This is a genomic window from Brevundimonas sp. LF-1 (assembly GCF_037055305.1).
Taxonomy (GTDB): Bacteria; Pseudomonadota; Alphaproteobacteria; order Caulobacterales; family Caulobacteraceae; genus Brevundimonas; species Brevundimonas sanguinis.
In genome coordinates, this window is record NZ_CP146349.1 from 2,415,048 (window position 1) to 2,428,531 (window position 13,484).

15 protein-coding genes, 1 tRNA gene and 1 pseudogene are annotated in these 13,484 nt (G+C 66.4%); 11 read left to right on the forward strand and 6 right to left on the reverse strand.

The features are described from left to right. Positions 1–84: 84 nt before the first annotated feature. Positions 85–1,641, forward strand: coding sequence for an acyl-CoA dehydrogenase family protein (locus V8F63_RS13340; protein WP_392353597.1), 1,557 nt, complete (start codon positions 85–87; stop codon positions 1,639–1,641). After that, positions 1,575–1,868 carry an acyl-CoA dehydrogenase C-terminal domain-containing protein gene (locus V8F63_RS13345; protein WP_392355102.1) on the forward strand — a complete coding sequence of 98 codons (294 nt, stop codon included), beginning with the start codon at positions 1,575–1,577 and terminating at the stop codon, positions 1,866–1,868. The genes V8F63_RS13340 and V8F63_RS13345 overlap by 67 nt, the downstream gene beginning before the upstream one ends. A 125-nt stretch (positions 1,869–1,993) precedes the next feature. Here the strand turns inward: V8F63_RS13345 and V8F63_RS13350 are convergent, their stop codons facing one another. Next, positions 1,994–2,611, reverse strand: a complete 618-nt coding sequence (locus tag V8F63_RS13350; protein WP_392353599.1) for a trypsin-like peptidase domain-containing protein — start codon at positions 2,609–2,611, stop codon at positions 1,994–1,996. Continuing rightward, positions 2,602–2,796 (reverse strand): hypothetical protein, encoded by a 195-nt coding sequence (locus tag V8F63_RS13355; protein ID WP_392353600.1) that lies wholly within the window; start codon positions 2,794–2,796, stop codon positions 2,602–2,604. The genes V8F63_RS13350 and V8F63_RS13355 overlap by 10 nt, the downstream gene beginning before the upstream one ends. A 72-nt stretch (positions 2,797–2,868) precedes the next feature. On the opposite strand from V8F63_RS13355, the gene V8F63_RS13360 reads away from it, so the two are divergent. The 4 genes and pseudogenes from V8F63_RS13360 to V8F63_RS13375 all read left to right on the forward strand — a co-directional run bounded on the left by V8F63_RS13360 (position 2,869) and on the right by V8F63_RS13375 (position 6,985). Then, positions 2,869–5,046: a S9 family peptidase gene (locus tag V8F63_RS13360; protein WP_392353602.1), complete on the forward strand. Its 2,178-nt coding sequence runs from the start codon at positions 2,869–2,871 to the stop codon at positions 5,044–5,046. Positions 5,047–5,199: 153 nt separating this feature from the next. After that, positions 5,200–5,276, forward strand: a tRNA-Asp gene (locus V8F63_RS13365). Between the two features lie 446 nt (positions 5,277–5,722). Then, positions 5,723–6,025 (forward strand): hypothetical protein, encoded by a 303-nt coding sequence (locus V8F63_RS13370; protein WP_253121096.1) that lies wholly within the window; start codon positions 5,723–5,725, stop codon positions 6,023–6,025. 43 nt (positions 6,026–6,068) lie between these two features. Then, positions 6,069–6,985, forward strand: a pseudogene (locus tag V8F63_RS13375) (MBL fold metallo-hydrolase). Here V8F63_RS13375 and V8F63_RS13380 read toward each other — a convergent pair. From V8F63_RS13380 to V8F63_RS13390, 3 genes are read right to left on the reverse strand one after another with little or no spacing between them, the layout of a single operon-like run. After that, on the reverse strand, positions 6,982–7,329 hold the full coding sequence (locus V8F63_RS13380) for a hypothetical protein (protein ID WP_392353604.1): 348 nt from the start codon (positions 7,327–7,329) through the stop codon (positions 6,982–6,984). The pseudogene V8F63_RS13375 and the gene V8F63_RS13380 sit on opposite strands and share 4 nt — an antisense overlap. Positions 7,330–7,337: 8 nt before the next feature. Further along, on the reverse strand, positions 7,338–7,661 hold the full coding sequence (locus tag V8F63_RS13385) for a hypothetical protein (RefSeq protein ID WP_392353606.1): 324 nt from the start codon (positions 7,659–7,661) through the stop codon (positions 7,338–7,340). 18 nt (positions 7,662–7,679) lie between these two features. Next, positions 7,680–9,311: a long-chain-fatty-acid--CoA ligase gene (locus V8F63_RS13390; RefSeq protein ID WP_392353608.1), complete on the reverse strand. Its 1,632-nt coding sequence runs from the start codon at positions 9,309–9,311 to the stop codon at positions 7,680–7,682. A 172-nt stretch (positions 9,312–9,483) separates the two neighbouring features. Here V8F63_RS13390 and udk point away from each other — a divergent pair, with 172 nt between their 5' ends. Both udk and V8F63_RS13400 read left to right on the forward strand, forming a co-directional pair. Next, positions 9,484–10,128, forward strand: coding sequence for a uridine kinase (udk, locus tag V8F63_RS13395; RefSeq protein ID WP_025977187.1), 645 nt, complete (start codon positions 9,484–9,486; stop codon positions 10,126–10,128). Positions 10,129–10,211: 83 nt separating this feature from the next. After that, complete coding sequence (locus V8F63_RS13400; RefSeq protein WP_278069075.1) at positions 10,212–10,826, forward strand: TetR/AcrR family transcriptional regulator; 615 nt, start codon at positions 10,212–10,214, stop codon at positions 10,824–10,826. Positions 10,827–10,836: 10 nt separating this feature from the next. Here the strand turns inward: V8F63_RS13400 and pdxH are convergent, their stop codons facing one another. Next, positions 10,837–11,493 carry a pyridoxamine 5'-phosphate oxidase gene (gene pdxH, locus V8F63_RS13405; protein WP_392355103.1) on the reverse strand — a complete coding sequence of 219 codons (657 nt, stop codon included), beginning with the start codon at positions 11,491–11,493 and terminating at the stop codon, positions 10,837–10,839. Between the two features lie 163 nt (positions 11,494–11,656). On the opposite strand from pdxH, the gene V8F63_RS13410 reads away from it, so the two are divergent. Genes V8F63_RS13410 through aroC form a run of 3 tightly spaced genes read left to right on the forward strand, consistent with a single transcriptional unit; the run spans position 11,657 to position 13,484 of the window. Further along, positions 11,657–12,043, forward strand: coding sequence for a J domain-containing protein (locus V8F63_RS13410; RefSeq protein WP_392353611.1), 387 nt, complete (start codon positions 11,657–11,659; stop codon positions 12,041–12,043). 26 nt (positions 12,044–12,069) lie between these two features. Continuing rightward, complete coding sequence (locus V8F63_RS13415; RefSeq protein ID WP_392353613.1) at positions 12,070–12,387, forward strand: hypothetical protein; 318 nt, start codon at positions 12,070–12,072, stop codon at positions 12,385–12,387. A gap of 11 nt (positions 12,388–12,398) precedes the next feature. Continuing rightward, the gene (gene aroC / locus V8F63_RS13420; protein WP_392353615.1) at positions 12,399–13,484 is read left to right on the forward strand and encodes a chorismate synthase; all 1,086 of its coding nucleotides are present in this window, start codon (positions 12,399–12,401) and stop codon (positions 13,482–13,484) included.

Sequence of the window (13,484 nt, forward strand, 5' to 3'; positions counted from 1 at the left end):
CGGAAACTCGACCAAAGTCCAAGCGGGCTTGCGCCCAACAGCGCAGGGGTCGACAGAAGCGCAACGTCTTTCTGAGGATAACCGATGAGCTACCGCGCCCCCGTCCGTGACATCGCATTCGCCCTCGACGCCGTGGCCGGCATAGATCAGGTCGCAGCGACCGGCGCCTTTCCGGATTACGACGCAGATGTCGCCTCGGCCGTGCTGGACGCCGCCGGCCAGTTTTCGGAAGAGGTTCTGGCCCCGCTGAACCGCCCCGGCGACCTGGCCGGCGCCAAATACGCCGACGGCGCGGTGACGGCCGCCCCCGGTTTCGCCGACGCCTATCAGCAGTTCGCGGCGGGCGGCTGGACCAGCCTGACCGCCTCGGTCGAGGCCGGCGGGCAGGCCCTTCCCAAGGCGCTGGAGCTGGCGGCCTATGAAACCGTCCACGCCGCCAACATGGCCTTCGGCCTGTGCCCCATGCTGTCGCTGGCCTCGATCGAGGCGTTGGAGCAAGTCGGCAACGAGCACCAGAAGGCCACCTATCTGCCCAAGCTGGTCTCGGGCGAATGGACCGGCGCCATGGTGTTGACCGAGCCGCACGCCGGGTCTGACCTCGGCGCCCTGACGGCGACGGCGGTTCCCAATGGCGACGGGACCTATGCCCTGACCGGCCAGAAGATCTTCATCACCTGGGGCGACCACGACGCCACAGACAACATCGTCCACCTGGTGCTGGCCCGCCTGCCCGACGCGCCTGCCGGGCCGAAGGGCATCAGCCTGTTTCTGACGCCCAAATTCATCGTCAACGCCGATGGCTCGCTGGGCGAGCGCAACGCCTTCCGCCCGGTCGGCGTCGAGCACAAACTGGGCATCCACGCCTCGCCCACCTGCGTCATGAGCTACGAGGGCGCCCGCGCCGAACTGGTCGGCCAGCCGAACCAGGGCCTGGCCCATATGTTCGTCATGATGAACGCCGCCCGCCTGGCCGTCGGCGTCGAGGGCGTCGGCGTCGCCGAGCGCGCCTATCAACATGCCCTGGCCTATGCGCTGGAGCGCCGTCAGGGCCGCAGCGTCTGGACCAGCGAGAAAGACGCCCCGATCTTCGACCACCCCGACGTGCGCCGGATGCTGTCGGTGATGAAGGCCAAGGTCGCCGCCGCCCGCGCCATCTGCCTGTCGACCGGCGTCGCCGCCGACCTGGCCCGCCACGCCGCGACCGAGGAGGAACGCAAGGCCTGGAAGGGCCGCGAAGACCTGTTCACCCCCATCGCGAAGGCCTGGTCCACCGATGTCGGCTGCGAGGTCGCCTCCATGGGCGTTCAGGTCCACGGCGGCATGGGCTTCATCGAGGAGACCGGCGCGGCCCAATACTATCGCGACGCCCGCATCGCCCCGATCTACGAAGGCACCAACGGCATCCAGGCCATGGATCTGGTCGGCCGCAAGCTGTCGATGGACGGCGGCGAGTCGGCCAAGGCCCTGATCGCCGAAATGAAGACGACCCTGGCCCAGATCGACCGCCTCTATACCGGCAAGCCGGCCGCGCGATCGCCACCGCCATCGAGGCGGTCGAGGACGCCACCCTGTGGCTGCTCGACGCGAAGTCGGACCCGGCCCGCGCAGCGGACGTGCTGGCCGGCGCCGACGCCTATCTGAAGCTGATGGGCGACGTGGTCGGCGGCTGGATGCTGGCCAAGGGCGCCCTGGCGGCCAGGGCGAAACTGGACGCGGGCGAGGGCGACGCCGCCTGGCTGCAGGGCAAGCTGGACCTGTATGAAGTCTATGCGGCGAACGTCCTCGGACACGTCTCCAGTCGTCTGGCTGCCGTGGGACAGGGCGGCGACCTGCTGCAGCGGATGAGCGTCGAAGCGCTCGCCGGCTGAGGGTTTTCCTCCCCATTGGCGTCGCCGATGGGGAGGTGGCGCGGCGCGCTAGCGCCGTGACGGAGGGGCCTTTCGGGCGCCCGGCGGCGCTGCCCCTCCACCGCTACGCGGTCCCCCTCCCCATTTCATGGGGAGGAAATATCCAGCCGCTCAATCGTCTCGCGCACATATTGCGCATGGGCCACGACGCCGAGATCCAAACCCTCTCCGCCGCCCTGAACCTCTTGGACCAGAACCCCGGCGATAAAGGGATGATCCGGCTCCGGCGCACCAGGCACGCGACGCGCGGCCGGGGTCCAGAACACCGGGCCGCCCGAGTTCCCCTGCGCCACCACGAAATCCAGCAGGAAGATCGGGAAATGCCGGATCGGCGTCAGCGGCCATGAGCTGATCCGCCCCAGTCGCAGGATCGGAAATCCCGCCCGATTGGCCGACAGCCCATGGGGATAGCCCAGGGCCAGAAGTTCGTCGCCGGGACCCATGCGCCAGCGGTCGAAGGCGTCCGCCTCGGCCAGCCAGCCGAGCGGAATCGCCGCCTGGGCAAAGGCGGGCGGCGCCGTGATCTCCATCACCGCCACATCGCGCTCAGGATGGGCAGTCCACAACGGCGCGCCGCCCGCATCGCGTATGCTCAAGGTTTCGGGGGTGAACTTCCACGCCCCGTCCGCCTCGGCTGTGCGCCACCCGATGCGCGCTTCATTGCCGGGCATGACGTCCAGCACGTGCCGGGCTGTCACCAGCACGACGCGGGGGCGCCGTCGGGCCTGGGGGCGGAGATCAGGAAGCCCGTACCGACCTTTCTCTGTCCGCTGCCGAACGCCTGATCCAGTTGCACGGTGGCGTTGATGACCCCGACCGTCAGGTCCCATTCGGGCGGCGGGGCGGAGACGATAGCGGGTTGTTCGGGCGGAAGATCCTGAATGACCATGACGCCATTTGACGCCGAGCGTCGCCGGGCACAAGGTCCCGCTCGAATGATAATCGAGGGGAAGCCCACGCCATGAACCGTCGCGAACTGATCGCCTCGACCGCCGCTGTCGGCATGGTCGCCGCCTCCCCCGCCCTTGCCCGCCAGAGTCCCGGAGCCTCGATGTCCAAGCCCACCCCGCCCGTCGCCAAGAAGGTCCCCGTCCGCATCGAGCAGTTGGGCCGCGTGCGCGTCGACGACTATCAGTGGATGAAGGACGACAACTGGCAGGCCGTGCTGCGCGATCCGTCGCTGATCAAGGCCGACGTCAAGGAGCACCTGACCGCCGAGAACGCCTATCGCGAAGCCATGATGGCCTCGACCCTGCCGCTGCAGGCCCAGATGTTCGAGGAGATGAAGGGGCGCATCAAGGAGGACGACAGCTCCGTCCCTGCGGCAGACGGCCCGTGGGAATACTACGTCCGCTACAACGTCGGCGATCAGCACCCGCTCTACTGCCGCCGCCCGCGCGGCAAGGCGGACGGCGAGACGGTCCTGCTGGACTGCAACAAGCTGGCCGAAGGGAAGGCCTATTCGGAAGTCTCGGCGACCGAACACAGCCCCGATCACGCCCTGTTCGCCTATGCCGAGGACGCTCAGGGGTCCGAAGTCTACAAGATCTATGTGAAGGATCTGGCCACGGGCGAGGTGCTGCCCAACCCGATCGAATCGGCCAGCGCCAACTTCACCTTCTCGCCGGACAGCCAGTGGATCTTCTGGACCAACCGCGACGACAACGGCCGCCCCGACAAGATCTTCCGCCGCCCGGCGCGCGGCGGCGAGACCGCCCTGGTCAACGAAGAACTGGACGAGGGCATGTTCCAGGGCATCGAGCGCACCGCCGACGACGCCTTCATCGTCATCTCCATCGGCAACCAGGAAACCTCAGAGAGCCGCATCATCCCGGCCTCGGACCCGACCGCGAAGCCGATGGTGGTCGAACCGCGCCACGTCGGCCGGCTGTATGACCTGGACCACTGGGGCGATCGTTGGGTGATCCGCACCAACGCCGATGACGCCATCGACTTCAAGGTCATGGAGGCGCCGACCGCCGCTCCCGACAAGGCGAACTGGAAGGACCTGATCCCCCACACGCCCGGCCGCTTCATCGAGGGAGTGGCCCTGGTTAAGGACTATATAGGCCGGCAGGAACGCGCCGACGCCAACACCAAGATCGTCATCCGCGACCGCAGCGGCGCCGAACATGAAATCGCCGTGGACGAGCCCGCCTACGCCCTGTCGCTGGGCGGGGCGTCCGAGTTCGACACCACGATCATGCGCTACGGCTACAACTCGCCGTCCACGCCGACCTCAACCTATGACTACGACCTGAAGACGCGCGAGCGCACGCTGCGCAAGGTTCAGGAAATCCCCTCGGGCCACAATCCGGCGGACTATGTGGTCGAGCGACTGAACGCACCCGCTTCTGACGGCGAGCTGGTGCCGGTGACGGTGCTGCGCCGCAAGGACACGCCAGTCGACGGGTCTGCGCCGCTGCTGCTCTACGGCTACGGCTCCTACGGCATCCCGATGGCGGCCGGCTTCTCGACCAACCGGCTGTCGCTGGTGGATCGCGGCTTCATCTACGCCATCGCCCATATCCGCGGCGGCTCGGACAAGGGCTGGAACTGGTTCCTGACCGCGCGTCGCTTCACCAAAAAGAACACCTTCACCGACTTTATCGCCGCCGCCGATCACCTGATCGCGCAGAAATACACCAAGGCGGGGAACATCGTGGCAGAGGGCCGCTCGGCCGGCGGCCTGCTGATGGGCGCGGTCACGAATATGCGGCCAGAGCTTTGGGCGGGCGTCATCGGCGGCGTGCCCTTCGTCGACGTCATCAACACCATGAGCGACACCAGCCTGCCTCTGACGCCGCCGGAATGGCCCGAATGGGGCAATCCGCTGGAGGACGCGGCGGCCTATGACTACATCCACTCCTACAGCCCGTATGACCAGATCGAGGCCAAGCCCTATCCGGCTCTGCTGGCGACTGGCGGCCTGTCCGACCCCCGCGTGACCTATTGGGAGCCGGAGAAGTGGGTGGCGAAACTGCGTCCCGCCTCGACCTCCGGCAAGCCGGTGCTGCTGAAGATCAACATGGAGGCGGGCCACTTCGCCTCCTCCGGGCGGTTCGACTATCTGAAGGACATCGCCCACGACTACGCCTTCGCCGTCTGGGCCGTAGAAAAAGGCTGGGATAAGGCCTGAGAAGACGGGAGGAACTCCGGCCCACGGGTTCCTCCCATTCTGCCTGCTAGCATCTGAATTCGCGGATTTTTTATCAAAAACGCCACAACGCGCTTGACCGAAGCGGCGACGCCCCGTATCCGCTCCTTCCTCTCCTCCTCGCGGGGGAGCAACGCGGGTGTAGCTCAGTTGGTTAGAGTGCCGGCCTGTCACGCCGGAGGTCGCGGGTTCGAGCCCCGTCACTCGCGCCACTCCTTCTCAAGCATTTGAGGGAGTGGCGCGCCGCCCTTCACTTTAATATTGATACGACGCCATCCGGTGATGATCAGAAGGTCATCGCCGCTTTCGCGTGCGCGCGGCACAAGCGCCCTCAACGTCCGCGATCCCGCCTAGAAACGACAAAAAAGGCGGCGGGCCGTTAGACCCGCCGCCCTCAATGCCAGGCTCGACGCTTCTTAGAAGCGGGCGCGAGCGCCGATGTAGAAGTAACGGCCGATGACGTCATAAGTCGACGGATCGGTCTGGTACTGGAAGCCGCTCGCGTAAAGCGGCGGATCCTTGTCGAACGATCGGCGAACTGGCCGCCTGTCGCGCGATCGGCGAGCCCGAAGCCCGTCTGTCATGTCTAGACAAGGCGGCCGAGGCGCTGATCCGGGCCCAGGAGGCGGGAGACGTAACGGTTGTAAACCGCCAGCAGGTGCGGGAAGCCCGACGCAACCTGTTCGGCTTCAGCAATGTGGCCCTGCCGGCCTTCCTCGGATCGAATGACGATCGCGAAGAGATATCCTCTATCCAGACCGCCCTCGTCCGGGCAGCGAGGGACGGCGCGGGGCGCTGGGTCTTCCAACTGACGGATGGGAGGGAATGGCGGCAGGTCGACAATGAGCCGGCCCATATTCGCCCTCAAAGCGGGAGTGAGGTACGTATCCGTCGCGCGGCCTTCGGCAGCTACTTCCTCAACGTCGGCGATGCCCGCGCCATCAGAGTGAAAAGACAGTGACCTATCGCCTCCTGTTCGACGCCCTTAGGGCCTGAAGAGAGCTATGATCCCTTACGTTCGCCAGTTCGATTTCGCCTATGGACGACGCGATCAGGTCTCGCCGTTGATTCAGCGCGTGATCGCGGACAATCCGGGGCCGTTCACCTTCACGGGCACGGGGACCTATATCATCGGCAGAAACCGGCCTGGCGCTGGCGTGGCGGTCATTGATCCTGGGCCTCTGGATGACGCTCACCTGGACGCCCTGCTGCGCGCCGTGGCCGGACGCACGGTCAGTCATGTGCTGGTCACCCACACGCACCGCGACCACGCCCCCTCGCCCGCCCGTTCGCCGAAGCGGTCGGCGGTGCGCCGATCCTGGCCATGCAGCCGCCCGCGCGCACGATGCACGCCTCGGACAGCAGTCTGGACGAGGATGAGGACGAGGATTTCCGTCCCGATATCGTCCTGACCGGCGCAGAGCGGATCGAGGGCGACGGCTGGACCCTGGAAGCGATGGCGACGCCGGGCCACGCCTCGAACCACATGGCCTTCATCCTTAGGGACGAGAACGCCCTGTTCAGCGGCGACCATATCATGGGGTGGTCCACCACCGTGGTGGCGCCGCCCGACGGCGATATGACGGCCTATATGCAGAGCCTCGACGCGGTGCTGGCGCGCGGCTTTTCGACTATCTGGCCCACGCACGGCCCGGCGATCACCCAGGTCGCGCGCTTTCTGAAGGCCTATCGCGCGCACCGGTTAGAGCGGGAAGGCCAGATCATGGCCCGACTGGCGGCGGGCGACCGGACCATCGCGCAAATGGTGCCGATCCTCTACGCCGCCGTGGATGAACGCCTTTGGCCCGCCGCCAGCCTGTCGGTGCTGGCCCACCTGATCAAGCTTGAAAAGGAGGGACGCGCGCGGGCCGAGCCTCAAGCCCGGCTTGGCGCCGACTGGCGGCTGACCGAGGACCTTTAAGGCGTCAGCTCAGCCACCACCGCCTTGGCGAGACGGCAGGCTTCATCGCCAATCTTCAGGCTGTCGCGCCCAGCGACGCGCACATCGGTCCGGCCAGGTCGGATACGGACGGTGACGTCGTGGGTGACGCCGAACCAGGCGCTCTGCTGGCGGCCATCAACCCGGAACGGCGACGTGCCGAACACGGTGAAGCCCGCCTTTTCAAGCGCCCAGGCGGCCGTTTCAGGCGCAACCTGGGTCGATGCAGGCTCAAGTCCCGCGCAGGCCCGAGGATGGCTGTCGTCTGCGCCCGCCAGGCGCCTTTCAGCCGCAAGGCCCCGGGCGAACGCGGGCGGCTCGTTCACATCCGTGGTCACATCGCGCGGCGCGGGGTGAAACGACGCTCCTGGATCAGATAGCCGGCGATCGTCACGCCCGCGATCAGCAGCGCGGCGCCGGCGATCCCTATGAGGCGGCGCTCGCGAAACGCAAGCAGGCAGGCCGCCAGAGCCGCCGCCAGGCCGAGGTAGGCCAGAATACGGCCGACCGTGAGCGCCAGGACCCCCATGCCGAAGTCTGTGCTCCACAGCTCGCCTCGCGTTCCTGCAGACGCGACCAACAGCAGGCCCGGCGCCAACAGCGCCGTCGCGAGCAGCAGCTTAGCGAGCACGCCTGCCTTGGGGCGGGAATTCGGCATGGGGGTCCTCCGTCGCAATTAACCAGCGGCGGGCAACTGATAATCCTTCATCCGCTCTCTCAGCGTCTTCTTATCAATCTTGCCCGTGGCGCCCAGCGGAATGTCGTCCACGAAGACGACATCGTCCGGCATCCACCATTTGGCGATCTTTCCTTGCAGGAAGTCCAGATGCTCCTGCTTGTCCTCGGCCTCGCCCTCCTTGAGCTTGACCAGCAGCACCGGTCGCTCGTCCCACTTCGGGTGCGCTGCGCCGATGACGGCGGCCAGGACGACCTTCGGGTGGCCCACGGCGATATTCTCGATGTCGATGGAGCTGATCCATTCGCCCCCGGACTTGATCACGTCCTTGGCCCGGTCGGTGATCTGCATGAAGCCGTAGGCGTCCACGCTGGCGATGTCGCCCGTGTCGAAGAAACCCTCGTGGTCCAGGATATCTCCGCCCTCGCCCTTGAAATAGGCGCCGGCGACGGTCGGTCCCTTGACCATCACCCGGCCGAAGGTCTTGCCGTCGTGAGGCATTTCCTGGCCGCCGTAGTTCTTGATCTTCAGCTCGACGCCCAGCGGCGGCGTGCCTTGCTTCAGGCGCCAGGCCATCTGTTCGTCATAGGGCTTGGCCTTCAGCTCCGGCGTCAAATTGGCGATGGTGCCGATGGGCGAGGTCTCGGTCATGCCCCAGGCGTGAACCACCTCGACGCCGAACTTGTCCTGGAACCCGCGGATCAGGGCTTCGGGACAGGCCGATCCGCCGATCAGAACCTTGCGCAGGGTTGAGAACTTCAGCCCGTTCTCGACCATATGGCCATACAGCCCCTGCCAGACCGTCGGCACGGCGGCCGAGAAGGTCACGCCTTCGGTCTCAATCAGTTCATAGACAGAGGCGCCGTCCATCTTCGCGCCCGGCATGACCAGCTTGGCCCCCGCCGCTGGACCGCCAAAGGCTATGCCCCAAGCATTCGCATGGAACATGGGCACGATAGGCAGGATCACCTCGCTGGGCGTCGCGCCCATGACCGTCGACTGCAGCCCCAAGAGGGTATGGATGAAGTTCGAGCGGTGCGAATACAGCACGCCCTTCGGATTGCCGGTCGTGCCCGAGGTGTAACAGAGGCCGCAGGCGGTCTGTTCATCGAAACCGCCCCAGACGACGTCGCTGCTGACCTGCTCCAGCACCGTCTCATAGGCCTCCGCGTTAGGCAGCTTGGCCTGAGGCATGTGGGCGGCGTCGGTCATCACAATGACCCGCTCGACCGTCGGACAGTGCGGCAGGACGGCTTCGAGCAGCGGCACAAAGGTCAGGTCGGTGAAGATGACCCGGTCTTCGGCATGGTTGATGATGTAGGCCAGTTGCTCGGGAAACAGGCGCGGGTTCAGGGTGTGGCAGACGGCGCCGATCCCCATGATCCCATACCAGGTCTCCATGTGATTGCCGGTGTTCCAGGCCAGGGTGGCCACACGGTCTCCCGGCTTGATCCCCCACGCCAGCAAGGCGTTCGACACCCGGCGCGCGCGATCATGAATGGCGGCGTAGGTCGTCCGGACGATCGGCCCCTCGACTGAACGGGTCACGACCTCGCGTCCTCCGTGCCAGTTCTTCGCGTGGTCGAGGATCTTGTCGACCGTCAGCGGCCAGTCCTGCATCATACCCAGCATTCGGCATTTCCCTCGTATATGCGCCTGATTGAAACCGGCGCTTGTCGCCACGCTAAGACAGGTGAACCGCCACAGGCAACGTGCCCTTAGGGAAGCCTGCCCGCGACAGATCGCCTTAAAACCGCCCTCCCCGGGCTTGCGTTAAGACGCGAGCGGAGGAAGTAGAGCGCCCATGACCATCTTGATCGCAATCACCGGCGGTTCGGGCTCGGGCAAGAGCACCCTGGCCGAAGCCCTTATTTCCTCCCTACCCGACGGCGTAGCCACCCTGTTGCGGGAAGATTCCTACTATCTGGACGCCGCGTCGGTTCCCGGCTTCGACGCCGCGACCCATGATTTCGACGACGTGGCGGCGCGCGATCACAATCTGCTGATCGCCGACCTGACGGCGCTGAAGCGCGGCCAGGCCATAACGGCGCCGGTCTATTCCTTCATCCACCACGGGCGCGAGCCACAGGGCGAAGCTGTCGGCGCCACCGAGGTGATCGTGGTCGAAGGCACCCACCTGCTGTGCACGCCCGCCCTGGCCGCGCTGTTCGACATCAAGGTGTTTGTCGACACGCCGGCGGACATCCGCTTCATCCGACGTCTGCTGCGCGATCAGACCGAACGCGGCCGCACGGCGGAATCCGTCATTCAGCAATATCTCGGCACTGTCCGGCCCGGCCACGAACGGCTGACCGAACCGTCGCGCGTCCATGCCGACTTCATCGTCGCCGACGCCACTGCGGCCGTGCGTTTGGAAGACCCTCAAGCCGTCGTTCGACTGGCCGCGCCGGTCTTGGCTCATCCCCTGTTGGCGGCCTGGCTGACGTAACCTCGATCAGGGGCAGAGCTTTCCCCTCCCATTGCAATTGAGGCGACTTAAAGGCACTCTCCGGCGAAAGGCTGGTGAACGCCATGACGGCCCCTATCCACGATATCGACGACCCTCGGCGCGCGGCGCTGGTACGGCAGGCGCGGCATCATTTCATAAACGAAGGCTACGTCGGCACGCGGATGGAGCCGATCGCACGAGAGGCCGGCGTTTCAACCGCCACCCTTTACGCGATGTTCGAGAACAAGGCCGCCCTGTTTGCGGCCGTCATGGCCGAAGCAGCGACCGACTTCGCCGCCCGGATGTCAGCCGTTAAGAACTGCACCGGGGCGCCGAAGGAGCGGCTTCTCAGCTTCCTCACGACCTACGCCGATTTCATGAGCGACCCCTTCGTTCAAGCCATATTCCGCCTGGTCATGACCGAGCGCTCGCGATTTGAATCCGTGGCCATCGCCTTTTTCGAACAGGCCGAGGGGGATTTCGCCGGCCCGCTGATCACCGCCCTGGACGAGCTGAAAGCCAGCGGCGATCTGACGTTTGAAAAAGCGTCCTGGGCCGCCGGTCAGTTGATGGGAATGGTCGAACATCCCGTCTTTCTCGTGCCCATGGTCACGGGAGGCCAGGTCCGCACCCAGCGCGCGACAGCCGAGATCGCCGCCGACGCCGTACAAACCTTCCTGTCTCGCTACCAGGCCTGAGCGGTCGTTTTTACGGCCACAGGCGGCTGGTCGACCAGGTGTCCGCCACGCGATCGAACCGCAGCCGATCATGCAGGCGGAACGGCCGGTCCCGCCAGAACTCGATCTGTTCGGGCAGGACGCGCCAGCCGGTCCACCGGTCCGGACGCGGCACATCCTCGCCTTCGAACCGAGCCGTCTGTTCGGCCACCCTGGCCTCCAGCGCTTCGCGGCTGTCCAAGGGCCGAGATTGGTCGGACGCCCAGGCGCCGATGCGGCTTTCCCGCGCCCGGCTGGCGAAGTAGGCGCTGGCCTCCTCGGCGCTGACGCGCTCGACCGCGCCGCGCACGCGGACCTGGCGTCGCAGGCTTTTCCAGTGAAACAGCAGAGCGGCGGCGGGATGCGCCCAAAGCTGCTCGCCCTTGGCGCTCTCCTGGTTGGAGAAGAAGGTAAAGCCCCGCGCATCCACGTCTTTCAACAGAACCATGCGGACGTCGGGCATCCCCTCTGCGTCGACCGTGGCCAAAGCCATGGCGTTCGGGTCGTTCGGCTCGCTGCGCCTGGCTTCTTCCAGCCATTCGATAAACAGGCCGATCGGCTCATCCCAATCAAAGATCGTGTCGTCAGCGTTGGCCGCCAACTGGGCGGCGTAGTCGTCTGCGGAGGGGCTGGGCGGGATCACCGACATAGTCAAAAACAAGGCTTCCTGAGGCCGGATATACACTCGGGCCATCCCTGGCTGACTAGGTCCCTGTGTCAATAGCCCAAAGCGTCGTGGCGCACCTTGTTCCGCGTCGCCCGGCCGGAAGACGGTTAACCTCGTCTTGACCATAGTCCCGCACGGTGTCGCCATGAGCGCGCAGTCGTTTCTTTCCGTGCACGAGGCACGACGTCTGTTGAGCCTGCGCGGCCCTGCGGACGTCGATGGGCTGACGGCGGCGTTCCGTGTCGCCGTGAAGGCTGTTCACCCCGACCGTCCCGATGGAGACGCCGAGCGCTTCAGAAAAACGGTCGCCGCCTACCGCCTGCTGCAAACGCAACTCCCTGCCCTGCCTGCGCCTGTTCGCGTCGAAAGCCGCGCCGAGACGCTTCCTCCGGCGCATCATGCCGTGCCGCCTCTGATCGTGCTGACGCCCATGCAGGCGCTGACCGGCGGAACCGTCTCCGTCAAGGCGTCAGGACGCCGGTTTCTGGTGCATGTCCCCCCGGGGTGCGAACGGCGGATCGCATTCGCCTGAAGGGCGTCAAGGGACTGATCCCGGTCTTGATCCGCCCTGCCGATGGCCTGTCGGTGCTGGGCGCGGACCTGTTCATGGATTGGCCGATCGCATCCCGCCTGATGCGAGACGGCGGGCGGATCGAGATCGACACCCACGCCGGGCCGCAAGCGGCCTGGCTGGTGCCCGACATGACCGCGCCGGTTCGTCTGCGCCTGCCCGGCCTGGGCCTGCCCGCACGCGGTCGGCGTCCCGCAGGCGACCTGTTCGTCAAGCTGATCCCCTCTGACGAACTGCCGTCGGCGGCCGAGGACATGCTGCTTCGTTTCACTCGGGTCTGGACGCCGCAGCGCATGGCGGCTTAAGCCTCGCCGTCATGTCGCACAACACCTTCGGCCATCTGTTCCGCATTACCACCTGGGGCGAAAGCCATGGCCCGGCCATCGGCTGCGTCGTCGACGGCTGCCCGCCGCTGATCCCGCTGACCGAAGCCGACATTCAGCCCTGGCTGGACCTGAGAAAGCCGGGCGGCAGCCGCTTCGTCACCCAGAGACAGGAGGCTGACCAGGTCCGCATCCTGTCGGGCGTCTTTGATGACGGAAACGGCCCCGTCACGACCGGCACGCCGATCGGCCTGATGATCGAGAACACCGACCAGCGGTCCAAGGACTATGGCGAGATCGCCCGCGCCTTCCGCCCCGGCCATGCCGACTACGTCTATCAAAGCAAATACGGCGTGCGCGACCATCGCGGCGGCGGGCGATCCTCGGCGCGCGAAACGGCCAGCCGCGTGGCCGCCGGCGCGGTCGCCCGCAAGGTGCTGGGTGAGAGCATCGGCATCCGCGCGGGGGTGGTCCAGCTTGGCCCGCATCGCATCGCCGACGACGCCATCGACTTCAGCGCCGTCTACGACAACCCCCTGTTCGCCGCCTCGGCCGAGGTCGTGCCCGCCTGGGAAGAGTATCTGGACGGCGTGCGCAAGGCCGGCTCGTCCATCGGCGCCGTCGTGGCGCTGGAGGTCACGGGCCTGCCCGCCGGCTGGGGCGCGCCCCTCTACGGCAAGCTGGACGCTGAACTGGCTGCGGGCCTTATGTCGATCAACGCGGTCAAGGGCGTCGAGATCGGCGCCGGCTTTGCCGCCGCCGAGCTGTCCGGCGAGGACAACGCCGACGAAATGCGTATGAGCGCTGACGGCCAGCCGGTCTTCCTGTCGAACAAGGCAGGCGGAGTATTGGGCGGCATATCCACCGGCCAGCCCCTGACGGCGCGGGTGGCCTTCAAGCCGACGTCCTCCATCCTGACCCTGCGCCAGTCGATCAACCGTGACGGCGAGGAAGTCGAGCTGCGCACCAAGGGCCGCCACGACCCCTGCGTCGCCCTGCGCGGCGTGCCGGTGGTCGAGGCCATGGCCTCCATCGTCCTGGCCGACGCCATGCTGCGGCATCGGGCGCAGATAGGCTGA

Coding starts and splice junctions, on each gene's coding strand:
- V8F63_RS13340 (WP_392353597.1), top strand. CDS start 85: ATGAGCTACCGCGCCCCCGTCCGTGACATCGCATTCGCCCTCGACGCC.
- V8F63_RS13355 (WP_392353600.1), bottom strand. CDS start 2,796: ATGGTCATTCAGGATCTTCCGCCCGAACAACCCGCTATCGTCTCCGCC.
- V8F63_RS13360 (WP_392353602.1), top strand. CDS start 2,869: ATGAACCGTCGCGAACTGATCGCCTCGACCGCCGCTGTCGGCATGGTC.
- V8F63_RS13385 (WP_392353606.1), bottom strand. CDS start 7,661: ATGCCGAATTCCCGCCCCAAGGCAGGCGTGCTCGCTAAGCTGCTGCTC.
- V8F63_RS13390 (WP_392353608.1), bottom strand. CDS start 9,311: ATGCTGGGTATGATGCAGGACTGGCCGCTGACGGTCGACAAGATCCTC.
- udk (WP_025977187.1), top strand. CDS start 9,484: ATGACCATCTTGATCGCAATCACCGGCGGTTCGGGCTCGGGCAAGAGC.
- V8F63_RS13400 (WP_278069075.1), top strand. CDS start 10,212: ATGACGGCCCCTATCCACGATATCGACGACCCTCGGCGCGCGGCGCTG.
- pdxH (WP_392355103.1), bottom strand. CDS start 11,493: ATGTCGGTGATCCCGCCCAGCCCCTCCGCAGACGACTACGCCGCCCAG.
- V8F63_RS13410 (WP_392353611.1), top strand. CDS start 11,657: ATGAGCGCGCAGTCGTTTCTTTCCGTGCACGAGGCACGACGTCTGTTG.
- aroC (WP_392353615.1), top strand. CDS start 12,399: ATGTCGCACAACACCTTCGGCCATCTGTTCCGCATTACCACCTGGGGC.